This window comes from Pseudofrankia inefficax, assembly GCF_000166135.1.
GTDB lineage: Bacteria > Actinomycetota > Actinomycetes > Frankiales > Frankiaceae > Pseudofrankia > Pseudofrankia inefficax.
The window spans coordinates 7841138-7865341 of sequence record NC_014666.1 but is presented as its reverse complement, the minus strand read 5'-3'; the positions used below and the strand labels follow the sequence as shown (position 1 = coordinate 7865341).

Here is a 24204-nt window from a genome sequence, read left to right as displayed (position 1 = left end):
CGGTCGCGTGCGGAGCTCCGGTCAGCGTCCGGTCGCGGCGAGCTGGCTGGTCACCCCGTCGAGGAAGATCGCCAGACCGTGGGCGAAGACATCGTCGACAGGTGCCGACGTATAGGCGTGCCCCGCCGCGCGCAGCGCCTGGAACCGGTCGGCCGGCAGCCTGTCGAGAAGCCGGTCGAATCCGGCCGACCCGGTGTCGCCTCGCGGGCCGCGCCCGGCAGCGCTGCGGTCGATGTCGGCCGAGCCGGCGACGAAGTTGATCATGCTGATGGTCGTGCGAGCCGCCTCGTCGTTGGGGAGGCCGGCCTCGAGGAACAGCCCGAGCGCGGCGTCGACGATGCGCAGCATGTTGGGGCCGTAGGCGGACATGCGCCGGGCCGCGGACGACGGCAGCGGCTGGCCGAGGATGACGCGCCGCATCTCGGACATCAACGCCTCGACGTCGGCGCGCCAGCCCCGCCCGGTTCGGTCCAGCCGTACCTCGCCCATGACGTGGTCGCCGATCAGCGCGATCAACTCGTCGCGACTCGCGAAGTGCCGGTACAGCGAGGCATTGCTCGTCTCGAACCGTTCGGCCAGAGCCCGCACGGTCAGCGCCTCAAGTCCTCCGTCCCGGAGGATCTCCAGGGCGGCCTCGATGATGCGTGCGGTCGTCAGGCCGCCCGAGCGTGGCCGGCGCTTCGCATCCGTGGCATCACGTTGCGTCCACCACTCAGCGGAGCCGGGCTTGGGCGCGAGGAACTCCTGGCGGACGGGCCCCGACTCGTCGCTCTCGGTCGGAAGCTGCCGGCTCACCGGGCCATCTAACACCACCTTGACACTATGCGACCGGCGGTCGCATAATCAGTCCACCGGCGAGGGGCCTGGTCGTATCGCGGGTGGCATTCACGGCTTCCGTTAATGGCCGACGCCTGCGTCGTGACTACCTGTGTCGCGGGACTGGGGTTCTGATGCGTGTAGGGCCTCCGCGATGCGTCCTCGCTGATTCTGGGGCCCTCTATGGCTGAGATCTCCTGAAGGGTTCTGATGAGGTACAGCAGGTTTGGCAGGACGGGCGTCGAGGTGAGCAGCCAGTGCCTGGGGACGATGACGTTCGGCCGGCTGGGCAGCACCGAGCCCGACGAGTGCGTGCCGATCATCAATCGTGCCCTCGACGGCGGCATCAACTTCATCGACACCGCCGACGTGTATTCCCACGGCGAGTGTGAGGAAATAATCGGGCGAGCGGTCAAATCGCGCCGAGAAGAGGTGGTGCTGGCCACCAAGTGCTTCTTCCCCATGGGCGGTCGACTCCAGCGGGGTTCCTCCCGCCGATGGATAGCGCAGGCGGTCGAGGACAGCCTGCGACGGCTGGGCACCGACCGGATCGACCTCCTCCAGATACACAAGCTCGACTGGGACACCGAGCTGGAGGAAACCCTCGGAGCGCTCACCGACCTGGTACGGCAGGGAAAGGTGCTCTACCTCGGATCGTCCTCGTTCCCGGCGGACTGGATCGTCGAGGCACAGTGGGCGGCCTCGCGGCGCGGCGCGGAACGGTTCGTCTGCGAGCAGCCGCAGTACTCGATCTTCGCCCGCTCGGTGGAGCAGGCGGTGCTTCCTGCCTGCCAACGACACCGGATGGCCGTCATCCCGTGGAGCCCGCTCGCGGGTGGGTGGCTGACCGGCAAGTACCAGCGCGGCCAGGAGCCACCGGCCGGCTCACGGTACGACCCCACCAGTCCCTTCATGCAGGGGACCGTCAGTACTGCCGCGGAACGGGCGGACCCCACCCGTTTCGACGCGGTGGACGCCCTGCGTGACGTGGCAACCCAGGCGGGCATCACCCTCACCTCGCTGGCGCTCGCGTTCGTCGCGAGCCACCCCGCGATCACCTCGACGATCATCGGACCGCGTACGGCGAAGCATCTGGACGACGCTCTGGACGCCGCGGACATCGAGCTCAGTCCGGACATCCTCGACGCGATCGACAAGATCGTTCCACCGGGCACCGACCTCCCCGGCATCGACCACTTCACGCGCTACCCGTCCTTGCTGCCCGCGGCCCGCCGCCGACCACCGCACCCTTCTACGTAGCGGACGCCGAGAGGTACGTCCACCGAGACGAAGTCGATCTCCACAGGCAAGCCGGGAGGACCAGATGGGCAAGTTGGAGGGCAAGGTCGCCTTCATCACGGGCGCCGGCCGCGGGCAGGGCCGCAGCCATGCCGTCACGTTGGCCGGCGAGGGCGCGGACATCATCGCGGTCGACATCTGCGAGGACATCCCGACCGTCAACTACGAGATGGCCAGCGCGGAGGACCTCGCGCAGACCGTCAAGGAGGTCGAGGCGACCGGACGCTCCATCGTGGCCGTCAAGGCCGACGTGCGGGTCAAGGAACAGCTGAAGTCCGCGCTCGACCAGGGCCTCGCCCGGTTTGGCCGGGTCGACATCGTCTGCGCGAACGCCGGCATTCTGCCGATGAATGACCGCACCCTGATAGAGGGTTTCATCGACGGCATGGACGTCGACTTCGTCGGCGCGCACAACACGGTCGCCGTCGTCGCGCCGCATCTGCGGGCGGGCGCCTCGATCATCGTCACCGGCTCGTGCGCGGGCCTGATGAAGAACACCACCGAGGCGATGGGCAAGACCGGTGGTGTCGGGTACTCGTTCGCCAAGAGGCTGGTCTTCCAGTACGTCGAGACGCTCGCCCTGCAGCTGGCCCCGCACAACATCCGGCTGAACGCGGTCCACCCGACCAATGTCAACACCCGGCTGCTGATGAACGACGACATCTACCGCTCGTTCCGCCCGGATCTCGTCGCCGCGGGCAAAATCCCGACCCGCGAGGATGCGGAGGTGGCCTTCCCGGCCATGCAGCCGATGCCGATTCCCTACATCGAGGTCGGCGACGCGTCGGCCCTGGTCGCGTTCCTCGCCAGCGACGACTCCCGCTACATCACCGGCCTCAACATCCGGCTCGACGCGGGCTCGATGCTCAAGGGCGAACGCGCGATCTAGCGCCACTCCCGGCAAGGTCGGCCCGTTAGCGTGATCGCCGATTTGGCCCTCGAATGGTCACGAAACCGCCGCGGTTACAGCCACGCGAGGGCGCAGACAGCGATCTTGTTACCCGGCCGACCTTGTTGGCCGCGTCCGTAGCCAGAAAGGTCGGCCAGTCCCAGCGCGATCTGCTAGACGCGTGTAGAAGAAGATCGATTTGGCCGGGGGTGGCCGCCCGGAGTTGAACCGCCCGGTGGATGCTGTGGGCCGTGTGGCAGATGAGGTTAGGCCGCGGCGGCCTTGGCACGGTAGCGGTCGGGGTGCTGGCCGCGGTGCTGGCGGCCTGTGGCGGCCCCGGTCCGACCAGCCGGCCTTCCAGTGGGAGTTCGACGGGCCAACGACCCGCCCCGGTGACCACCTCGGCGCCCGCGGGCTCCGACGTGCTGGCCGAGAACGCCAAGCCAGGGGCCGACTGTGGGCTGGCACGGCTGGGCCGTGACCACGCGATCGAGGGCTGGCTTGACCGGGCGAGCATTTCCCCCGGTGAACCGGTCCGGCTGTACGTGTCGACGACGGCGCCCTCGTTCATGGTGTCGGTCTTCCGCACTGGCTGGTATGGCGGTCGGGGCTGTCGGCTCGTCGACCAGGTGACCGGCCTGGCCGGCGTCCGCCAGCCGCTGCCCACCCCGACCCCGACGGTGCACACCGTCGCGACGACCTGGAGCCCGGCGACGACGTTCCAGACCGGCGGCTGGCCGCCCGGGGACTATCTGATGCGGCTGGACGACGCGCACGGCTGGCAGTGGTATGTGCCGCTGACCGTGCGCGGTCCGAAGGCGGCGGGCCGGATCGTGATTCTCAACGCGGTGACGACCTGGCAGGCCTACAACGCCTGGGGCGGCTACAGCCTGTATCACGGCCCCGACGGCCAGTTCGCGGATCGGGCCCGCGTCGTCTCGTTCGACCGGCCCTACGACTACGGCGACGGCGCCGCCGACTTCACCGGCAACGAGGAGCCGTTGGTCGCGCTCGCCGAGCGGCTTGGCCTGCCGCTGGACTACGCGACCGACGTCGACCTGGACGCGGACCCCCACCTGCTCGACGGCGCCCGCGCGGTGATCTCCCTGGGCCACGACGAGTACTACTCGCGGGCGATGCGCGACGCGCTCACCGGCGCCAGGGACCGCGGCACGAACCTCGCGTTCCTCGGCGCCAACGCGGTCTACCGGCGGATCCGGCTGTCGCCGTCGCCGTACGGACCGGAGCGGACGCAGGCCGGCTACAAGGTCGCCACGGAGGACCCGCTTTACGGCAAGGACAACGCCCAGATCACCGCGAACTGGCCGACCCCGCCGCTGGCAAGCCCGGAAAGCGCCCTGACCGGTGGGATGTACCAGTGCAACCCCGTGCACGCCGACCTGGTCGTCTGGAATCCGCATCAGTGGCTGTTGTCCGGCACGGCCGCGACGGCCGGCGAACATGTCCCAGGCATGATCGGCTCGGAGTACGACCGCTATGACGCGACCGCGCCGACGCCACCCAACATCGAGGTGCTTGCCCACTCGCCGGTCACCTGCCGAGGCGCTCCGGACTTCTCCGACGTCACCTACTACACCGCCGCGTCAGGCGCCGGGGTGTTCGACGCGGGCACGAGCGCCTGGGTGTGCACGCTGGGCGACGTCTGCGGAGCCGGTGCGAGCGGGCCACGGATTCAGGCCTTCACCAGCCAGGTGACGACGAATCTGCTGCAGGCGTTCGCGGCGGGGCCGGCCGGTCAGCGACATCCGGCCGCGCGGTCCGTACCCACCGACTACGCCCACAAGGTCACCGGACTCGAACGCTGAACGGCGACAGGGCTTGAACGACCAGAATTCTCATTTCCGTCTTCGGCGTCGACAATGACAGGCGTCAACGTTGACACGGAGGTCCGATGACCCTCACGGGATGGCCGTTCCTGCTCCTGCTGGGCATGATCGGCCTGCTGTGCGCCGTGGGCACCTCCCTGTTGTGGAATCGGTGGCCCGGCTGGTGGGCGCTGCCCGGGCGTGCGGCCAGCCTGCTGCTGGTCATGGCGCTCGGCGGAGTCCTCGCGCTGGCGCAGGTCAACCGTTCGTACGGCTTCTACACCTCGGTCTCGGATCTGCTCGGCCGCCCCGCCAGCCCGCGTAGCCTCGCCATGCCGGCGCACTCCGGGACCGGCTCCCAGGTGACCGTGCTGACCCCGGACTGGGCCGCGCTCGGCCGCCGGGACAGCCGCCACGGCCACGGCCTCCTGCTGAACGTCCTGTACCCCGGGATGCGCAGCGGACTGACCCACCACGGCCTGCTCTACCTCCCCGCCGCCTACTTCACGGGCAACGCGCAGCGCCGGTTCGCCGCGGTGGAGGTCTTCCACGGCTACCCCGGCTCGCCCGAGACCTTTCCCCAGCTGATGAACATCCAGGCCCGCCTGGAAACCGAGATCGCCGCCGGCCGGGTCCCACCCGTTGTCCTGGTGATCCCGCAGGTCTACGCCGGCGGCCACAGTTCCGAGTGCGTCAACGCCGTCCACGGAGAGCAGTGGGAGACGTACCTGTCCGTCGACGTCCTCGACGACGTCACCAGGACCTTCCGCGTCGACGCCTCTCGTTCCTGGGCCACGCTGGGCATCTCCACCGGCGGGTTCTGTGCCGCGAACGTCGCGTTGCACCACCCCGAGCGCTACGCGGCGGCGGCCAGCATCTCGGGCTACTTCACCGCCGGCCAGGACCCGGGAACGCCAGGCCTTTACCAGGGGTCGAGGTTCGCCAGCCGGGACAACTCGCCCCTCTGGTGGGTCCGCTACCGCAACCCGGTCGCGCCCCCGCTGTTCCTCTCGGCCTCAGGCGGCGATCCGGGCGCGATGGCCGAGGCACGCGCGATGACGGCGACGCTGCGGCACTATGCCCCGTCTCTCCCGACGACGACCATGCTCACCGCGTCCGGTGGGCACAACTGGGGCGTGTTCTCCGCGGCCTTCGGCCCGGCGATCGACTGGATCGCTCAGTACCTGCCCGGCCCGCTCGTCGCGCCACCCACAGACCTCAGCTGAGCTGACCTCAGCTGAACGCGGTCACGGCTCCGATCGCGATGAAGCGACGCCGATCAACTGGTCTTTCCAGCTCACGGCTGGGGAACGAGGACGATGCGGGCGGCCGACGTCGACGTTCGCCACGGCGGCGAGCTGGTCGAGCGGCAGATGTATATGGGTTCTACCGTTCGGGTCGCGGCCGCGGCGCGTCCGATGAACCGACCGCCCATAGGCGCACCGTCCTGTCCGCGGACAGGGTCGCCAGGATGTCGCCATCCGGGGTGAATGCCGCGCCCCAGGCCACCGGTTCGGTGTGTCCCGTCAGGATGGCGCGCTGTTCACCGGTGGCGACGTCCCAAAGCCGTGCCGTTTTGTCCCTGGACGTGGTGACAAGCAGGGTGCCATCGGGGGAGAACGATGCGAACCACACCGGATCCGTGTGGCCAGTGAGAACAGCCTTCTGTTTGCCTGTGGCGGCGTCCCACAGCCGTGCCGTCTTGTCTCTGGAGGTAGTGGCGATCAGAGTGCCGTCCGGGGAGAACCCTCCCCACGGCACGGGATCGGTATGGCCGGAGAGCGAGAATCGTTGTTCGCCGGTGGCGACGTCCCACAGCCGCGCTGTCTTGTCTCTGGAGGTGGTCAGGAGCAGCGTGCTGTCCGGGGAGAATGCGCCCGCCCAGATTGGGTCGGTGTGGCTGGTGAGGACGGCGCGCTGGCGGCCGGTGGCCACCTCCCACAGACGGGCGTTCCCGTCCTTGGAGGTGGTGGCGAGCAGGGTGCCGTCTGGGGAGTAGCCAGCCCAGTAGACGGTGTTGATGTGACCAGTGAGCACGCGTTGTTGTCGCGCCGTTGAGGGATCCCAGCACCGCGCTGTCCCGTCGACGGAACTGGTGACGATCTGGTCGCCGCTCGGGGAGAACGCCGCCCACCAGACGGGTCCGGTGTGGCCGGTCAGCACGGCGCGCTGGCGGCCGGTGGCGACGTCCCACAGGCGCGCTGTCCCATCCCAGGAGGACGTGACGAGCAGGGCGCCGTCGGGAGAGAAATCCACTGACCACACGACACCGGTGTGACCGGACAGAACCGCTCGCTGCTGGCCGGTGGCCACGTCCCACAGCCGCGCCGTGTTGTCTCTGGAGGTCGTGACAAGAAGTAAGCCGTCCGGAGAGAAAGACCCGGTGTTCACCTCATGGGTGTGGCCCGTCAGGACCGCCAACGGTGTGCCGAAAAGATGGCGTGGCGTAGCAGGGTCGGCCGGTGATGGGAAGGCCGGTTCGACCGCCCGCGGACGCCGGTTCACGGGAAACGCTGGCGGGACGGCGGGCTTGGCCCGCCCTTTGAGGCTGTGCGCCACCTGTTCAAGCAGATGGGCACACGTGGCGTCCGGTTCACAGTCGAACAGGTCGAACCCGACGACGTTGCGCAGCAGGCCAGGCCGCTCACAGTCCTCGATGCGGACGGGAAGCAGTTTGCGCGCGAAGCCTTCCGGGTCCGCGGCGAGCGCGGCGTGCCATTCCTCGCCGCCGTACACCGACCCTATGTAGCTAACGGACAGCAGGGCGATCATCCTGCGCGCGCAGGAGACGCCTCGTTGCATGCCCAGCATCCAGTTCGAGCCGGGGACGAAATCCCACGCCTGGACCAGCACGGAATATCCGGCATCCTCCAGCTGCCACGCGATCCACTCCGCCCATTGCCGATCGGCGGCGGTGTAGGAGATGAAAAAGTCCCACGCCCGCACGACCTTTCCGGCGTCGTTCGTCACATGGCCGATCCTCCCACTGGTGCCGCCGTGTCCAGTCAGCGGTCACCCCGCGACGGGGTGAAGCTCTCACCCGGTCGCGGGACGGCCCGAAGCCGGACTGGGTTTCTGCACCGCGAGCTGGCGGAGCCTGAGCCGTTGCCGAGACAGCCCTGCCGGAACCGTCAGGTCAACAGATCGGTGAGACTTTTACCGAAGCCGTCGGGCAGGTTGTGCTCGGCGCCGAGGATCTGGCGGAATTCTTCGTCGTCCTGCGAGGTGAGCTGGTCGAGGGCGACGGGATGCTGGGCCGGCGCGGCGTGGGTGAACGGTCCGGGCGGCGACTCGTTCGGCGTGGTCTCGCGGGGGCGGGCGGCGCCGGTGCGGAGGGGCAGGTGAGGACGTAGGGCGAGCCCGGTGGGTTCGATCTCGTCGAGGGCGAGTCGCCAGCGGGGCCGGCCTCCGGCGGCTGCGAAGGTCGCTGCGGCGGATGGTTGCGCAACGTGGTTCGGGAGGTCGGCGAGCGCGGTGGTGAGTCGGCCGGTGGCTTCGGTGAGGGAGAGTGCTTCGACGGTGGGGTCGGCTGTGTCCTGCCGGAGGTAGAGGAGCCGCTTTCCCGGTCCGTCGAGGTGGGGGTCCTCGGGTGCGGGCTGGTCGTCGTCGGCGGTGAGGGTGTGCATGAGGGTGGTGGTGCCGTAGCGGGGGATGCCGGCGATGGTGACGAGGATGATGTCGTGGTCGCGGGCGTCGATCAGCGCGGTGTAGGGGTCCGCGGTGGTGGTGTCGATGACGAGGAGGTCGGCGTAGCGGCCGGTTTCGAGGGTGCCGAGTTTTCCGTTCCATTGCAGGATGGTGGCGGCATCGCGGGTGGCCATGGCGACGAGGTCGCGGTCGGTGAACACGCCGCCGGCGGCGGTGGAGGCGAGGCGGGCGGCCTTGAGCTCGCCGAGGAGGCCTTTGCTCCCGGAGACGGACCAGTCGGCACCCAGGCCAATGCGGACACCCGCGGCCTTGGCGGCGGCGATGTCGGAGGTCTGGCCGTACAGCAGCAGGTTCGACAGCGGCGACCAGACCATCGACCCGCCGTGGGCGGCCAGAACCTGGAAGTCCTCGGGGTGTAGGCCGGTGCAGTGGATGCCGACGAGGTTGTCGGTGATGGCCCACTGGCCGTCTTCCAGTTGCAGGGCGAGGAAGTGGTTGCGGGCGGCGGTGTCGATGCCTTCGGCGAGGTGGAGCAGGAGCCGGTGGTTGCCGCGGAGGCGGGCGAGGAATTTGGCCGCGTCCGTGGCTTCGACGTCGGCGATGCGGGACAGCGCGGCGGGGAGTGTCGGGTCGTCGGTTTGTTCGACGTTGCGGACGACGCCGCGGTACATGTGGCGGGCTCCGGTGTTGCTGAACAGGGCGATGCCCTGGCTGGTGGTGGTGCCGTTGACGAGGGCTTTCGTTTCGACGTAGCGCACGACGGCGGGCATGAGCGTCGGGTCGGAGCCCAGGACGGTCATCGGCCCGGTGACCAGGCGGTGGTAGTCGGCGGTGCCGGCCCACTGGTCGCGGTTCGTGTAGCGGCGGGGCACGTCCCATAGGCGCAGCACGTCGTAGGGCAGGTGGTTGTGCAGCTCGATCAGCCCCGGATAGACCGTGCCACCCGTCGCCACCGGGACGATCGCCTCATGGCCGGCAGGCGGCGGTGCGTCGGCGGGGGTGACCGCGTCGATGACCCCGCCGGAAACGTAGATGGCGCCGTCGGGCAGGACGGTGTCGGCGGCATCCATGGTCACGATCCGGCCGCGCAACGCGAACCGCGGTCCGCCGTCAGAGTTGGTCGGCTGCGCCACTGCCACTTCGTTACTATCTGTGTTCGGAAGACTCCATTCGGTAGTACAGCATCGATGGTGGCGGCTGTGGGGAAGCGACTCGTCGGCTTGCCGTCACCGCCCGGTCGGCGATTCCTGTCCACTGGGTGGAACGGGCGTGTCAGGCTGCAGCCCAGCGGCTAGCCGTCCTTGGACGGGGACTGGTCGGGGCGGCGCGGACGGGTGGGCCAACGGCGAACGGTGGGCGGCGATGACCGAGTTCGATCCCGGCTACGGCCAGGAACCGTACGCCAGCCTCGTGGCGGGCTGCCCGGGCCCGGAGGTCAATCCGGCGGCGGATTTCCGCGTCGAGTGGGGGCCGATCTTCCACCGCGGCAGACTCGACGGAACCGCCCGTCTCCTGGTGCTAGGGCAGGACCCGGCCGCGCATGAGGCGATCGCGCGGCGGATCCTCATCGGCACCGCCGGGCGCCGTATCCAGGGCTTTCTCGCGAAGCTTGGGATCACCCACAGCTACACGATGATCAACACGTTTGTGTACAGCGTCTACGGCCAGACCGGCGGGAACCGGCACGCCCACGACCCGGCGATCGGTGCCTACCGCCACCGCTGGCTCGACGCACTGACCGCGACCAACCCCATCGACGCCGTCGTCGCGCTCGGAACCCTGGCTGACAAGGCTTTTCACCACTGGAGGGCGACGCCGACGGGCAGCCAGTACAGCGGTGCCTACCAGCACATCCTGCATCCCACGTACCCCGACAGTTCCACCGCGGCCGACGGTGACCCAACTGCGGCGATGGCGGCGATGCTCGCCAACTGGAACGCCGCTCTCGATGTCCTGCACCCGGCGATCACCCACCCCGACCTTGTGACGCCGCTGGTGCACTACGGCGACGACCTCACGCCCGGCGACCTCGCGACAATCCCCGAGCGGGACCTGCCCGCGGGACTGCCTGCCTGGATGCGCGCCGACGAGGCCTGGGCAAGCCGGCAGGGCACCTCCCCCGTCGAGCGGCGAGCGACCATAGTCGTCACCATCCCGACCGACCTACGCCCCTTCTAACACCACCGCAGCGATCCGCGGCCGCGACCGTCACGGCGGCGACCGCGGCCGCCGTGAGCAATGTCCGTCCGGAAAACATCTACCTGCTCCGCTCCCTAACAAGGCAAATAAGAATGGGCCCCCGCGAGGGGACTGCTTCAAGATCGGATCTGACGCGGGTCCTATGGTTGCGGAGCGTCGTCGCCGCGATTGTCGGTGGCCCAGGCGGGCGGCGGGGTGGCGACATCACCCGATCGTCTGACAGGGGTCGTGTCGGGAATCGGCGGGTCGCGCGGAGGTGACAGCGGCGTTGCTCTGCCTATGCTGTCGGTCATGTCCGAGGTGGGGCCTGTATCCGAGACGCCGGTGGATGCGGCGGTCGGCGGCATTGTCGGCATCCACCATTTCGGACTGACTGTGCGGGACGTCGAGACCAGCGCGGCCTGGTACGAGAACGTCCTTGGTTTCACGCGGGTGGGAGCGTACGAGGCCCCGGACGGGTCGCGCCGCAAGGTGTTCCTGCGGCACCGGGGCCTGAACGTGCGCCTGGGGCTCACCCAGCACCGCGACGGTGACGGCGGTTCGTTCGACGAGACGCGGGTGGGCCTCGATCACCTGGCGTTCGCCGTGGCCAACCGGGATGAGCTGGATAGGTGGGCCCGGCGGCTGGCGGACAGCGGTGTCATCCACTCGGCGGTCGCGCCGGCGAACTCCATTCCCGGCGCTGCCGTCCTGGTCCTGCGTGATCCCGACAACATCCAGCTTGAGCTGTTCGCCGACCCGACGTCGTAGCCCGCGATCAGACGCGGTCCCCTCCCCGCGTGACCCCAGCCGCGGACCCGATCACATGACCAGCGCCAGGCCCGCGGCTGTCTCCTCAGTGGGTGTGCGCGATGTAGACGTCGCAGGGCGCGCGATGGGCGACGTCCGCGGCGATACTGCCCAGGACCCGGGTGACGCCCTGGACGCGCTTGTTGCCCACCACGATGATGCTCGCTCCGAGTTCCTCGGCGACGCTGACGAGCACGTCAGCCGGCTTGCCGAGCTCCGAGCGGGGAGTGGTTGGCAGGCTGGCGAAGTCGGTCGGGAGATCCCCGATCGCCTGCTCGGCGATCTTCAGTGCGGTGTCGCTCGCGGTCAGGTCGAGTTCGTCGAAGGGGCGAGCTGTCTGCGGCCGGTCGGTGGAGCTGAAGGCGCTGACGACGATCAGCTCGTATCCGAGGGCGGAAGCGAGTGTGGCGGCTGTTGTGGCCGCCTTGCTCGCGGTGTCACTTCCATCGACGCCGACAATGATCGTGTCCATGTGGTGCGTCCTCATGGTCTGCGCGGGAGCGCGTCGGGAGCGGTGCCCGCCATGACGTTCTGGCCGCGCTGGTTGGTCGCCCAGGTCTCGATCTCGACCACGGCGTCGCCGCTGTCGTCGAGTCGTTGGCCGGTTACTCGTCCAGTCAGCCGGACGACGTCCGATGGGTAGACGTGAGAGCGGTACTGCCCGTGGATGTGGTCGTGAGCGAGTGGATCTGCCAGCACCTCCGCTGGACACCGACATCCTAGGCGATCTGGGCGCCTGCAGCGCCCCGCCGGCCAGGGGACTGGGCGCGAGGTGGAGCAGACGTGTACTGCGACGGACACCGCGTCGGCCGTCGAAGCGGTGCGGCCTATCTCCGGCCGCGTGTCCAGGCCGCGCCGGCGAACAGGCGTAGCGCCTCCTCGATCTGCGCGGGTGTGGTGTCGACAAGCCGGTCCAGCTGACAGACCGTGACGGTCGTCGGCGAGCGCTTGCCGTTCCCCCGGGCGGTGAGTCCCAACACCCCCTGATCAATGCGAATAGTTAGGACATCAGCCCAGCGAACGTTTACCGTGGGCCTTATTCCCCGCATTTCCGTCGTTATTCCTTTGCTGTCTAATGTGAGGCGGCCAGAGGGTAGCACGGTCGCAAGGAAAAATATCGCCCCGAGCGGAGTCCCGATTGAGGCTACGAGAATACTAAATATGTCGCCGGAGGACCTGGGAGTGGCCGGCGCCCGGGTACAGAAATAGATCCCGATGCCGAGGAGGGTCAGGCTGAACAAGAAGAAGGCCACCGGGAAGTGGAACCTGAACTGGATCTTGTCTGGCCGGGGGGCTGGCGCGGGTGTCGGCCTTGTGGGCCGGGCTGCTGGCCGGGCTGCCGTGGGCTGCTCGGGCCTGGTAGGCGGTAAGGGGGCAGGCGTGCCCTCGGCCGGCCGCGGAGTGGTGGCCGAGCCCGGCGATAGGCGCAGAATGCGTTCCCGGGCAGCCATCAAGGTCAGCCGGTCGGCCGGGTCCTTGGCGAGCAGCCCGGCCAGAACCGGCGCGAGGCCCGGCGCCCGCTGGGCCAGTGGCGGATTTTCGGACAGCACCGCGTGCAGGGTCGCCTGCTGCTCCGCGCGCGCGAAGGGAGAACTCCCTTCGACGACATGGTAAAGCGTGGCGCCGAGGGAGAACGCGTCGCTGGCCGGCGTGCCCCGCTCGCCGTCGAAACGTTCCGGCGCGGTGTACGCAAGGGTGCCGATGACGCCGTGGGTGATGTTCGTGTCGGATTCCTGGACTGCGATTCCGAAGTCGACGAGCACTGCACGACCCTCAGGGGTGAGCATGATGTTCGCGGGCTTGACGTCCCGGTGGGTGATGCCCAGGGCGTGCGCTGCGGCCAGCGCGTCGATGACCTCCACCGCGATCCGGGCCACGTCGGCCTCCGGCAACGGCCCATCCTCCCTGAGGATCTGCGCCAGCGAACGGCCAGAGACCAGCTGCATCACGATCCACGGCCGGCCTCGCTCCGTCAGTACGTCGTGCACAGACACGACATGGGGATGGTCGCGCAGCTTCACGACGTTGCGAGCCTCCCGCTCCGCGCGGGCCACTCGTTCCGCGAACGTCGGGTCGTCGACGCCGCCCGGAACTGCCAGTTCCTTGATGGCGACATCGACCCGCAACCGCTGGTCGAGGGCCTTCCACACCGTCCCGAACCCGCCAGAACCGAGCGGCTCCAGCAGCCGGTACCGCTCGCCATTTAGGTAGCGGATCGTCTCGTTCTCCACGGCGCCCCCCGTGTGCTCCGGCTCGCGAGGCCGCCCGATCAAGCAGCGCTCACCGTCCCGCGCGGCGGGCCTACCGCCAACGCTTGACCGAAGTGTCCACTCTGGGGGACGTCGGTATCAACGGCAGTCGCTTCCGAGACAAGCAGCTGTCTGATTCCCCTGCGGCGACCCAGCTCACGTTGAGCGACCGCTGGTCATAGATAACACCGAAGCTGCAGGAATCCCGACGTTCTGTCGGTGTCCATCCGTGACCCGCCAGACCCAGCGCCACCAAGCAGATCGCCCCGTTAGGCCGGCTACCGGCCTCAGACGAACTCGCAGCAGTTCGGATGACCCAGGCCGAAGTCGCCCTCGCCATCGGCGTCACCAAAGGCCAGGTCTCCATGTGGGAGAGCCGCACCGACCCAGCTCCCTCGGTGTGGCCGCCGCGGGACGATCGCGGATCGACTTGGGCACTGGAGTCTTACCTTCCACCTTTGCTGCAAACAGTACGACGGCGCGTTCGACCAGTACAAGGTCCATTTCGATCACCTCTGGGCCAGCGGGCGGGAGTGGTGCTCGCACTGAATGGGACTCTCGATCGGGTTCGCGATGCCGTGGCCAAGGTGGAGCGAAAGGTTCTCGGTGGCACCGATACAGATCGACTCGGTGAAGTCCTGTACGAGATCGTTGACGCGCTGAAGCGCCTGCCGAGCTAGTGTCTAGTCCCAGTTGATGCATGACGTTTCTGTCCCACCTGATGCCTGACGGCAGGGCTAGGAAACTGAACCGGCCTTGGGGGGCCGGTAGGCCTTGATCCTCGTGACGGGCCGGCTGGTGGTCCGGCCGAGGGCGCGGGGTGGTTCGCCGTCTCCGACTTCGGTGGTGATCGTGGGGGTCGGCGGCGTGGGCGGTGATCGTGCGGCCGGCGGCGCGTCGGCCGACGAGGACGTACTGGCCGGCGATCATGACAGGGCCGGAGTCCGAGACGCGGCGCTGGACGGTGGCAGGCTCGATCGAGGGCCGGGTTGTGGGCCGGCGGGACGGGCGCCCTGGACCCGGCGGGCCTGGTCGGGGGTGAGCGGGTTCGACTGGGTGCGGAGGAGCCCGCCGGTTTGCGGGTCGAAGATGTGGAGCTGGTCGCCGTCGATCGGAACCCCGACCGCGCAAGATCCGTATGGCTGGGGCTCGGGTCAGGGGGCGTTGGCGGACCTTGCCCGGCCGAGAACCCGGCGGTGGGGACAAGCCCGCCAGCTCTCGGGAGGAATCACGCTCGCCCCAGCCATGAGGGCAAGGCCCTCGGATTTGACGGGCCCGGCCCGCGACGACGCGGGCTGCTATCGCCCGAGGTCGAGTACGAAAGGCGAGCCCGGAGCACTTGGCCGCCATCCGTGCTCCAGCGCTTGTCGAATGGCGCTGGCGACCGCGGAGGGAAGTAAGGGGGCGGCCGGGGCCATTAGCCAGTTGTCCAGACGAGGGGTGGCCAGGCGGACGACGAGGGCGGTGCGGCCGGGCGGGTTCGCGCGTTCAACCGCGAAGCTGAGTGGTGTCCAGGCGTTGCCCTGGCAATACGTCGGCTTCCGGCGAACGATCCAGCGGTAGTGGTCGCCGTCGACCACGATCAGTCTGCTACCCCGCTTGTTGAGAGCCACCAGCCCCTCCACCACGTCTCGCCGCACGCGCCGCGCACGGCCAGGACCCGGCGACCGCCACGCAGCCGCCTGCGCGCGGTGCTGGCTCGGCGGGCGCGTCGGCCGCCACCCGCCCGCGCGCGTCGGAGCGTCGCATCTCGGAGGTTAGTAGGCCCACGACCGAAGCGCATAGCCATCGGTGATGGCCTGGCGTGGCGTTGCAAACGCGCTGGTCAGACATGGAGAGCGCCCCGGCAGGAATCGGACCCGCGGCCTACCGCTTAGGAGTGCCACGGTGGCTCGTACGCCAGCCTTCACGGCGGTCCGCGACGCTGGCGGGGCAATGCCACTATGTGGTCTCGACCGCCGCTGAACGGCCGTGAACGAGACCAAGACTGAGACCACGCGTTCCTGCCCGCGGGCACCGCAAGCGCGCGGGCGTCGAGGAGCGGAAGCGGCAGGCAGCGCGGGACGGCACCGTCGTGCGGGCGGTCCTCGACCCGCGAATCAAGAGATATTGGTCATTGTCCGTGAACATCTGTAAGTGCAGGTCACGCGTCGAATGAATTCTGCGGGCATCCACTCTCGTCCGCCGTCTGCCGGCTTGGCTGCAACGCTGGCTGCCGGCGCATGATCGACTTCGCACTGCGGGCCGCGTAGTCGGACTACACGTTGCAGTCGTGCAGGCATGCCAACTCCCAACCGTCACAGCCGTCGTATCAAGCATCACACCCGAATTTCGATGTTGGAACCTCGGCGGGCGTCGCTCTCCGCTGGCCTGACCGTCAACCAACCCCTCTCGATCTCCGGACCCGCCTGTCCTAGACGGCCGCTGACTGACCAGTGTCCCGTAGTAGCTCGCCGGGTCCTCTGCTGATGTGCTGGTTGGTGGCGGAACATGGGATGCTGATCGACAGCGTCACAGACTGTGTCGCTCGGGTGGTTCGGGCTGCCGGGGGGTGGCATGAGGTCGGGTCTGACCGACTGGCAGATCGCTGCGCTTGCCGAGGTTTTCGCGGACCCGGTGTCGGCGCGTCAACTGGTGCAGGAGGCGGGGATCGCGACGGCCGATGTGCCGTGGAGTTCTGAAAGTCCGCGAGTGTTCTGGACGGCGGTTTCGACGCTGCTCGCCCATGGTGTCGCCGTTGGAGGCGCGGAACGGCTGATGACAATCGCTCGTCACCGGTTTCCGGGTCATCCGGGTCTCGACACCGGACCTGGCGGGTCGTCGCCGGGCGGCCCGGCAGGCGGCGTGGTGTGGGAGGTGGCTTGGCCGCGAAATCCGCTGTTCGTTGGGCGGGAGGATGAACTGGCAGCGTTGCGGGAGCGGCTGGTGGGGTCAGGGTCAGCTGCGGTCCTGCCAGTCGCACTCCATGGGCTGGGCGGCGTAGGGAAGACACAATTGGCGGTGGAGTACTGCTACCGATTTGGCGGACAGTACGACCTTGTGTGGTGGATACCGGCGGAGGAGTCGTCGTCGGCCTTAGCTGCATTTACCCGGCTGGTGGAGCGGGTGGGGATTGCGACAGTCGGGTCTGCCGAGGAGTCGGTCGATGCGCTCGTAACAATGTTGGCGTCGAGTAATAGGTTCTCCCGCTGGCTGCTGGTGCTGGACAACGTGGGCGAGCCGGAGGACCTGTTCGGGGTGCTGAGGGCGGCGGCGGTGTCGGGTGGACACGTGCTGGTGACTTCGCGTGATCATCGCTGGTCGGGGCTGGCGCGCACTATTGCCGTAGACGTGCTGCCGTCGGCAGACGCGGTGATGCTGCTGCGGGCGCACGTCGAGCATGTAGGTGAAGAAGACGCGGGCCGGATCGTCACAGCCTTGGGAAATCTGCCGCTGGCGGTCGAGCAGGCCGGGGCGTTCTTAGGGGCGACATCGATGGCGCCTTCCGAGTACGCTGATCTGCTGGCGACGGAGCTACAACGGCTGATGGGCCGGGGTGCACCGAGCGGCGTCCGGCCGGTCGCAGCGACATGGACGGTGATTCTTCACGCCTTCGACGACCCGGCTGTGGTGATGGTAGCTCGGCTGTTTGCGCAGTTTGCTCCGGAGCCGATCCCGCTGGACCTGGTGGGTCCGCACGCTGCTGAGATCCTTCCAGCCCCGTTGAATGAGGTGGCCGCGGACCGGATTGCATGGGCCGAGTTGGTTGGTCGGGTGCTCGCGTTGGCGCTCGTGCGCCGCACCGAGGGCACAGACGCGGTGGTTATGCACCGGCTAGTCGCGCGCGTTCTGCGGGATGATACGCCCGGCGAATTGCGATCGTTCTTGCGCAGGGTGGCGCGTCGACTCATTGCCCATGGACATCCTCAGGTGCGCGACCGGCCGGAGGCGTGGCCTCGGTATGCCCTCCTGCACGCGCACGCGCTGGCCATCGGGTTAGTTGACGATAACGACCCGGATAGCCGCAACATGGTCGCCTGGCTGATCCGATATCTACGGGACCGCGGCGATTACCCGAGCAGTCGCAGCCTGGGTGAGAGCGCACTAGATCATAGCAAGGAAATTCTCGGCGAAGACGATCCGCACACGCTGAGCGCCGCGCATGCACTCGCGTTCGTAGTCCGAGACCAGGGTGACTATGTGATGGCGCGCGCAATGTTTGACGATGTCCTGGCCCGATCCCGGAGGATCCTCGGCGAGGACCATCTGTCCACAATTGACGCCGCGCATCAACTCGCTCGCGTCGTGCGAGATCAGGGTGACTACGCGACCGCGCGAACAATGTTCGACGATGTCCTGACTCGACGCCGTCGAATCCTCGGCGAGGATCACCCGTCCACGATCGCAGCCGCGCATGCGCTTGCGTTCATTGTCCAGGACCAAGGCGACTATGTGACGGCACGGGCAATGTTTGCCGACGTCCTGGACCGGTCCCGGAGGATCCTCGGCGAGGACCACCTGTCGACAATAGGAGCCGCACATCAACTTGCAGGCGTAATGCGAGACCAGGGTGACTACACGACCGCGCGAACAATGTTCGCCGACGTCCTGACCTTATATCGCCGGATCCTCGGAGAGGATCATCCGGACACGCTTAGCGCCGCGCACAACCTTGCAGCCATCGCGCGGGATCAAGGTGACTATGCGGCGTCGCGAACCATGCTTGAAGACGTCGTCAAACGACGCGCACGGATCCTCGGCGAGGATCACCCTGACACAATCGCGGCCGGAAATGCCCTCGGATTCACGGTTCGAGATCAGGGTGACTACGCCACTGCCCGGTCAATACTCGACGACGTCCTGGCCCGCTCGCGTCGGATTCTCGGTGACGACCATCCGTCCACAATTGAAGCCACACATCAACTCGCCCGCGTCGTAAGGGATCAGGGTGACTATGCGGCCGCGCAGACAATGTTCGCCGATGTTCTGGCCCGACGTAGCCGGATCCTTGGCGAGGACCATCCGTCCACGATCGCCGCAGCACACGCCCTCGCATTCGTAGCTAGGGATCAAAGCGACTATGTGACGGCGCGCACGCTATTCGACGACGTCTCGGCCCGCTCGCGTCGGATCCTTGGCGAGGACCATCCGTCCACGATCGCCGCAACACACGAACTTGCTCGTGTCGTGCGAGGTCAGGGCGACCACATTATGGCTCGGGCAATGCTCGACGACGTCTTGGCCCGCTCGCGTCGGATCCTCGGCGAGGACCATCCGTCCACGATCGCTGCAGCACACGAACTCGCGTTCGTAGCTCAAGATCAGGGCGACTACGTGACGGCTCAGACAATGTTCGATGACGTCGTCACCCGACGCGACAGGATCCTTGGCAAGAACCATCCCGACACGATTGCCGCAGCGCACGCGCTCGCGTTAGTAGTCCGAGATCAGGGCGACTACGAGAGGGCGCGAGCGTTGTTCGACGACGTCGTCACCCGATCTCGCCGGATTCTCGGCGACGACCACCCAGACACACTGGCGGCCCGACAAGCCTTAGCGGATGATGGAAACAACTCCGGCCGATAGACCCCACTTTCTACGAGCATTCGGCCCGGAAGGCTTCGGGAAGGTTGATTTTGAATCGGTGACCGGAGAATTCGAGATCATCGACCGGTCGTCCATGGACGACCACCTGGTGAACGTCACGGCGGTCTGGAGTCCACAGACGTCTACGACCGTCCGTCATCGTCCGCTGGCATAGCTGCCAACCTGGCTCCCGGCCCTTGATCTCTTGGCGCTCTTCGCCGTCTGGGCGACGCTGGCGAGGCCCTCGACCGAGCCGGCCGCATCGACACGACCGGACTATCAGCGGAACGGCGTGGCCGCTTCCTGGTGGATGTGGCGCGCGCCCACGCTCAGCGCCGCGACCGCGGCGACGCTATCGCCGCGCTTCTGGAGGCCGAGCGCATCGCGCCCGAGCAGATCCGAGACCACCCAAAAGTCCGCGTCCTGGTCCGCGACCTACTCCAGGACCCTGGATGGCGCTCTGACCAGGACCAAGGCGGTTTGGCGGACCGATGCGGGGTCGTCGGACAGGAGACCCGTAGGACTCATCCCGCCTGGACCGGCTTCCCGTGGCGGTGGCGGTGCTGAAGGAGGCGTTCACGGTCAAGTCCTGGCTTGGTGACGACGGTGTGCCGCGCAAGATTGGCACGGCAGGCGTTGGGGACCGCCGGCCTACCGCCCTGCAAGATCCGCATGGTTCGCGAGGTCGGCGGGCAGCGTTGGCGGATCTTGCCGGACGGTGTCCGTCCGCAGGTCCCGTTGGCGGATCTTGCGCGGCCGAGAACCCGGAGGTAGGGCAGAGCCGCCGGCACACCGAAGGGATCACGCTCTACCTGGGGCATGACGGCCAGGCCCTCAACCACACTGATCCTGTGCGCACTACCGCGACGTACCGACTGGTTGGGCCTGATGGGCTGACTGCAGCGGCCGTGACCCAGCGCCTGGGTCTCCAACCCACTAAGGCGTTCGAGGTCTGCACGCCGGTTAGCAGTCGCTCACGATCGATTCGCGGCACGTCTGGGTGGCTACTGCAGTCCAGTCCACAGGTCGAGTCCGGCGTGGAGTTGGAAACCCACCTGCATCGCTTGCTGGTTCTTTTGGAGCCGCTCGCCCAGCCGCTGTGGGACCTGGTCGACGCCGGCTATTGGGCCAACTGGTTTTGCTTCGTGGCCTCCGAGGCCACCGAGCATGCTGTCGAGCTCGACCGGCGCCTGCTATCACGGCTCCTTGCGCTGCCCGGAGACCTTTGGATCGACTCCTGCGGCGATCCAGACGACGAGTAGCGCCCGCCACCGCTGATCAGATCCACGGGGCGCGCCGCGCCCCTCACGCCACGCACGGCAAGGACCCGACGACCCGCCTGCGCGGGGCGCTGGCGCGCCGTGCTCGGCGAGCCGCCACCCGACCGTGTGCGTCGGAACGCTGCACCGCGAAAGTTAGTAGGCCTACGACCGGAGCGCTTGCCCGCGTCGATCGGCGAGAGCCGTAAACATGCTGGTCAGACGGTCAAAGTGAGTGCCCCCGGCAGGAATCGGACCTGCGGCCTACCGCTTAGGAGGCGGTCGCTCTATCCACTGAGCTACGAGGGCGGGCGTGTCGGCTGCGCGCCGGAGCCGGCTGAGACCGGATCATGCCGCGCGTCGACCAAGCAAGAGTACGCCGGATCGCCTGCCGGCTCGCGACCGAGGTCCGCCGGGCCGGGCCCTGTCTGGTGACCCAGGCCGGAGTCCCGCCGGGACGCCTCCCCGAAGCCCCTGGCCCAGCGCGCCCGCCACCCCACCGGCCATGATCGGCGTTTCGGCCCTCAAGTGGTCGTGATCGGGGCGTTTCCGTGACCGCTGGAGGGCCAAAACGGCGATCATGAGAGCCGCGCGAGGGGCCGGGGGTGCGAGGGGCCGGAGGGCCGTGCGCCGACCGACGCGGGGCAGCGCGGAGGCGCCGCTGGGCGAGGCTCAGCGGCGCCGGTCGTGAGCGCGACTACTGGACGTAGACGAGAGAAGCGGTTCGGCGGTCGATCTGGGCGGGTTTGTCGATTTTCTGGTGGATTCTCACGATGTCGCCGGCGGACTCGATGACTATCGGGGCGCCAGGGACGATGCCGGCCTCCTGGAGGCGGCGCATGACGTCCTCGTAGCTCTGTAGTCGCTCGGAGATCCAGCCGACCGTGACCGGCTTCGCCTGCCCGGCCGCGCCGTCCGCGGTCGAGAGCAGGCTCTTCGGGATGCCGCTGCCGTTCGCGATCTGTTCCACCGCGGGCGGGATCTCGTTGCCGAACGGACAGAATTTCGGATCGCCCAGTAGCACCGTCAGGCGGGCCTCGACCTCGTCGGAGATCACGTGCTCCCACCGGCAGGCCTCGTTGTGGACGAGAGCCCAGTCGAGGCCGATGACCTTGGTGAGCAGCAGCTCGGCGAGGCGGTGCTTACGCATCACTGCCGTGGCCCGGAGCAGGCCCTTGTCGGTGAACTGGACGGTCCGGTCCTCGGCGAGAGAGACCAGGCCTTCGTGCGCCAGTCGAGCCGTCGACTCACTGGCGGCGGGAGCGCTGACGTGCAGCCGCTCCACCAAGCGCGCGCGTAGCGGCGGGATGCCCTCTTCCCGTAGCTCGTACAGGGTACGGAGGTACATCTCGGTACTGTCGATCAGTGCAGTCACCGGCCTCCTTCGTTCACTGCCCAGGGTACGCCGGCACCCGCCGCGATAAGAGCCCCGTGGGGCGCGCCGACGCTCCGGGTCGACCGGGCGCGCCGTCGGAACGGCCCTTGACAAGAGTCTCCTGCCATGGCTCGGCTTGCCACCCGGCGCGTGAGGGGCAACAACCAGCGCGGACCGCCGATTCCATGGGCGCAAAGCCGACGGTCCACGCCTCGATGAGCACTCCGGGCCGGGGCGCGCGCCGGATCCCATGCCGGGCAGTGACCACAGGCGAGAACTACACTTGGCCGGTGAGCACCACGCAGATCCGGCCAGAGACGTCCGACACGCGCACGGGCGAGGGCGATGACTACTCCCACTTCGCCCGCCGTGAGGACATCGTGCGGGCGTCGATCGAGGGCGGTCGTGTGACCGCGCTGTGCGGCTTCAAGTTCGAGCCGGTCCGGGACCCGAGCCGCTTCCCGGTCTGCCCGAAGTGCAAGGAACTCGTCGAGATGGCCGAGCAGTTCGGTTAGAGACTCGCCCCGGCCCGGGCCAGCTGGCCCGGTCGCGGTCCGGTCTTCGACGGTTTCCACTGCCGCGCTTCCTGGCGATGCCCAGCCCTCGTACGCCCGGCACGAGCCGCATGGCCGTCCGGGCATGCCAGGGCGCCGGGTGGCGCCCGTGAGGACGTCAGCGTCCCGCTGAAGGCCGCCACGGCATACAGGCCACGCTCGGCCGGCAGTCGCTAGCCGGCGGGGCGGATGGCGCCCTGGAAGGCGTTCCACCAGACGTTCTCGACCCGGACGACGGCGCCGGTGTGCGGAGCGTGGATCATCTGGCCGTTGCCGATGTAGATGCCGACGTGGTCGAGGCTCGGGTCGAAGAAGACCAGGTCGCCCGGGATCAGCTGGTCGCGGGTGACGTGACGGCCCGCGTTCCACTGGTCGCCGGTGTAGTGCGGCAGCTGGACGCCGGCCTTCGCCCAGACCCACTGCGTCAGACCTGAGCAGTCGAACGTGTCGGGGCCGGCCGCTCCCCAGACGTAGGGCTTGCCAAGCTGCTTGTACGCCTCGGCCACGGCGGTCGCGGCTCCACCGCCCCCCGCGACCGCGACTGCGGGCGCGGTCGCGGGAGCCGGCGGCGTGACGGGGGTCCCGGTGAACGCGTTGGCCGCCTGCCCCACGAGGGCCGACTGCTGGCGCAGCTGGACCTGCTGGTCGGCCGCCTGCTGCGCGATCCGCGCCGCCGCGGCCGCCGCCGCCTGCTGGCGGGCGCGTTCGGCCGCGGCCGCCTCCTCGCGGGCCTTCCGCTCCAGGTCGGCCTGCTTGCTGATGAGGCCGTCGAGCAGGCCCTTCTGGCGTGCCGCGGAGGTCTCGATGATCTGTTTCTGCGTCGCGACGTCGTCGAACGCGGCTCGGGCCGCGGCGAGCGATGCCTGCGCGTCCATGCGGGCCTGGGTGAGGTCGACCCGGGCCAGCCGCTCCTGTGTCTCCGCGGCGCCGGCCCGGCGGGCGAGGGCGTCCAGCGCGCCGACGCGGTCGAGTGCGTCCCCGGGGTCGCCGCCCAGGATCGCCGAGAGCGTGTTCAGGCCCCCCGCCCGGTAGGCCGACGCCGCGAGGTCGCGCCGCTTCTGTACGACGTCCTGGACCGTTCGGTCGGCGCGGGTGACGCGCTGCGCGGCATCGTCCGCGGCCGTCTGGGCTCGCCCCAGCCGCAGCCGGCCGGCGTCGAACGCCTCGGTGGCCGCCGTCATCTGGTCGTCGAGGCCGGACAGCTCGTCGCGGACGGCGGCGATCTGGGCCGTCAGCCCGGCGATCGTGTCCGGTGCGCCGGACGTGGACGGGACTGGCTGCGCCCACGCGGGTGACACTCCAGGCGCGAGAGTCAGCCACCCGGAGATCAGAAATCCCAGCAGAGCGCGGGTGCCCGGAGGCCGGCCGCGCTGGGCGGGTGCCGGCGTGAGCCTGACGGGCCAACGCCGTGGCATCCGCGGGTCCTGGGACAGACCACGGCCACTATGGGGGCCCTCCGATCGTGTGTTGCACACGGCGCGTCACAGTAACTGTCCGAAGTTGTACAGTCACGCATCTGCGCTGATCGACACGGAGAGTCTCCGGGCGCCCACTGCAGGCACACCCTTCTCGACCACGTGCCGCCCAATTTAGCGAATTCACACACCAGAAACAGGGCGGTCACTGGTCTGGAACAGCGCCTAAAGAACCTTCGACACCGGAGGATCCGGGACGAGTGCCGCGAGCAGGCGAACCGGGGACCGTAGTCCGCGCGGCGGCTCGCGCGGGGGGAGTAC

The 24204-nt window shown here is 68.5% G+C and carries 19 protein-coding genes and 1 tRNA gene; 10 read left to right on the top strand and 10 right to left on the bottom strand.

Annotated features, from left to right (window positions below):
• Positions 1-21: 21 nt before the first annotated feature.
• Positions 22-813 carry a TetR/AcrR family transcriptional regulator gene (locus FRAEUI1C_RS31810; protein WP_157735112.1) on the bottom strand — a complete coding sequence of 264 codons (792 nt, stop codon included), beginning with the start codon at positions 811-813 and terminating at the stop codon, positions 22-24.
• A gap of 213 nt (positions 814-1026) precedes the next feature.
• On the opposite strand from FRAEUI1C_RS31810, the gene FRAEUI1C_RS31805 reads away from it, so the two are divergent.
• The 4 genes from FRAEUI1C_RS31805 to FRAEUI1C_RS36855 all read left to right on the top strand — a co-directional run bounded on the left by FRAEUI1C_RS31805 (position 1027) and on the right by FRAEUI1C_RS36855 (position 6056).
• Positions 1027-2076 (top strand): aldo/keto reductase, encoded by a 1050-nt coding sequence (locus FRAEUI1C_RS31805; protein ID WP_013427492.1) that lies wholly within the window; start codon positions 1027-1029, stop codon positions 2074-2076.
• A 64-nt stretch (positions 2077-2140) separates the two neighbouring features.
• Positions 2141-3004, top strand: a complete 864-nt coding sequence (locus FRAEUI1C_RS31800; protein ID WP_013427491.1) for a mycofactocin-coupled SDR family oxidoreductase — start codon at positions 2141-2143, stop codon at positions 3002-3004.
• Between the two features lie 392 nt (positions 3005-3396).
• Entirely contained in the window at positions 3397-4830 is a 1434-nt protein-coding gene (locus FRAEUI1C_RS31795; protein WP_157735111.1) for a N,N-dimethylformamidase beta subunit family domain-containing protein, read from the top strand.
• A gap of 86 nt (positions 4831-4916) precedes the next feature.
• On the top strand, positions 4917-6056 hold the full coding sequence (locus tag FRAEUI1C_RS36855) for an alpha/beta hydrolase (protein WP_013427489.1): 1140 nt from the start codon (positions 4917-4919) through the stop codon (positions 6054-6056).
• 160 nt (positions 6057-6216) lie between these two features.
• On the opposite strand, the gene FRAEUI1C_RS31785 is transcribed toward FRAEUI1C_RS36855, so the two are convergent.
• A complete protein-coding gene (locus FRAEUI1C_RS31785; protein WP_013427488.1) occupies positions 6217-7800 on the bottom strand; it encodes a toll/interleukin-1 receptor domain-containing protein in 1584 nt (527 codons plus the stop codon).
• A gap of 161 nt (positions 7801-7961) precedes the next feature.
• Positions 7962-9617: an amidohydrolase family protein gene (locus tag FRAEUI1C_RS31780; protein WP_198318658.1), complete on the bottom strand. Its 1656-nt coding sequence runs from the start codon at positions 9615-9617 to the stop codon at positions 7962-7964.
• A 223-nt stretch (positions 9618-9840) separates the two neighbouring features.
• Between FRAEUI1C_RS31780 and FRAEUI1C_RS31775 the strand changes: the two genes are divergently transcribed.
• Together FRAEUI1C_RS31775 and FRAEUI1C_RS31770 are read left to right on the top strand one after the other, a co-directional pair.
• Entirely contained in the window at positions 9841-10656 is an 816-nt protein-coding gene (locus tag FRAEUI1C_RS31775) for a uracil-DNA glycosylase family protein (RefSeq protein ID WP_013427486.1), read from the top strand.
• 312 nt (positions 10657-10968) lie between these two features.
• The gene (locus tag FRAEUI1C_RS31770; RefSeq protein ID WP_063748146.1) at positions 10969-11427 is read left to right on the top strand and encodes a VOC family protein; all 459 of its coding nucleotides are present in this window, start codon (positions 10969-10971) and stop codon (positions 11425-11427) included.
• 85 nt (positions 11428-11512) lie between these two features.
• On the opposite strand, the gene FRAEUI1C_RS31765 is transcribed toward FRAEUI1C_RS31770, so the two are convergent.
• The 3 genes from FRAEUI1C_RS31765 to FRAEUI1C_RS36850 all read right to left on the bottom strand — a co-directional run bounded on the left by FRAEUI1C_RS31765 (position 11513) and on the right by FRAEUI1C_RS36850 (position 13697).
• Positions 11513-11938, bottom strand: coding sequence for a universal stress protein (locus FRAEUI1C_RS31765; RefSeq protein ID WP_013427484.1), 426 nt, complete (start codon positions 11936-11938; stop codon positions 11513-11515).
• Between the two features lie 11 nt (positions 11939-11949).
• Entirely contained in the window at positions 11950-12165 is a 216-nt protein-coding gene (locus FRAEUI1C_RS38740) for a hotdog family protein (RefSeq protein ID WP_198318657.1), read from the bottom strand.
• 128 nt (positions 12166-12293) lie between these two features.
• A complete protein-coding gene (locus FRAEUI1C_RS36850) occupies positions 12294-13697 on the bottom strand; it encodes a serine/threonine-protein kinase (RefSeq protein WP_013427483.1) in 1404 nt (467 codons plus the stop codon).
• A gap of 329 nt (positions 13698-14026) precedes the next feature.
• Between FRAEUI1C_RS36850 and FRAEUI1C_RS42040 the strand changes: the two genes are divergently transcribed.
• The gene (locus tag FRAEUI1C_RS42040) at positions 14027-14395 is read left to right on the top strand and encodes a hypothetical protein (protein WP_368411138.1); all 369 of its coding nucleotides are present in this window, start codon (positions 14027-14029) and stop codon (positions 14393-14395) included.
• Positions 14396-16271: 1876 nt separating this feature from the next.
• Positions 16272-19280 carry an FxSxx-COOH system tetratricopeptide repeat protein gene (gene fxsT, locus FRAEUI1C_RS31755; protein ID WP_013427481.1) on the top strand — a complete coding sequence of 1003 codons (3009 nt, stop codon included), beginning with the start codon at positions 16272-16274 and terminating at the stop codon, positions 19278-19280.
• 279 nt (positions 19281-19559) lie between these two features.
• Here the strand turns inward: fxsT and FRAEUI1C_RS41735 are convergent, their stop codons facing one another.
• Positions 19560-19688 (bottom strand): hypothetical protein, encoded by a 129-nt coding sequence (locus FRAEUI1C_RS41735; RefSeq protein WP_013427480.1) that lies wholly within the window; start codon positions 19686-19688, stop codon positions 19560-19562.
• Between the two features lie 140 nt (positions 19689-19828).
• Here FRAEUI1C_RS41735 and FRAEUI1C_RS42035 point away from each other — a divergent pair, with 140 nt between their 5' ends.
• Positions 19829-20542 (top strand): DUF4279 domain-containing protein, encoded by a 714-nt coding sequence (locus FRAEUI1C_RS42035; RefSeq protein ID WP_157735110.1) that lies wholly within the window; start codon positions 19829-19831, stop codon positions 20540-20542.
• A 233-nt stretch (positions 20543-20775) separates the two neighbouring features.
• Here the strand turns inward: FRAEUI1C_RS42035 and FRAEUI1C_RS31745 are convergent.
• Both FRAEUI1C_RS31745 and FRAEUI1C_RS31740 read right to left on the bottom strand, forming a co-directional pair.
• A tRNA-Arg gene (locus FRAEUI1C_RS31745) sits at positions 20776-20848 on the bottom strand.
• A gap of 388 nt (positions 20849-21236) precedes the next feature.
• Positions 21237-21914, bottom strand: coding sequence for a metal-dependent transcriptional regulator (locus FRAEUI1C_RS31740; protein ID WP_013427478.1), 678 nt, complete (start codon positions 21912-21914; stop codon positions 21237-21239).
• A gap of 290 nt (positions 21915-22204) precedes the next feature.
• Between FRAEUI1C_RS31740 and FRAEUI1C_RS31735 the strand changes: the two genes are divergently transcribed.
• Complete coding sequence (locus FRAEUI1C_RS31735; RefSeq protein ID WP_041259778.1) at positions 22205-22429, top strand: DUF3039 domain-containing protein; 225 nt, start codon at positions 22205-22207, stop codon at positions 22427-22429.
• Between the two features lie 212 nt (positions 22430-22641).
• Here the strand turns inward: FRAEUI1C_RS31735 and FRAEUI1C_RS31730 are convergent, their stop codons facing one another.
• On the bottom strand, positions 22642-23883 hold the full coding sequence (locus tag FRAEUI1C_RS31730) for a C40 family peptidase (protein WP_013427476.1): 1242 nt from the start codon (positions 23881-23883) through the stop codon (positions 22642-22644).
• Positions 23884-24204 lie beyond the last annotated feature (321 nt).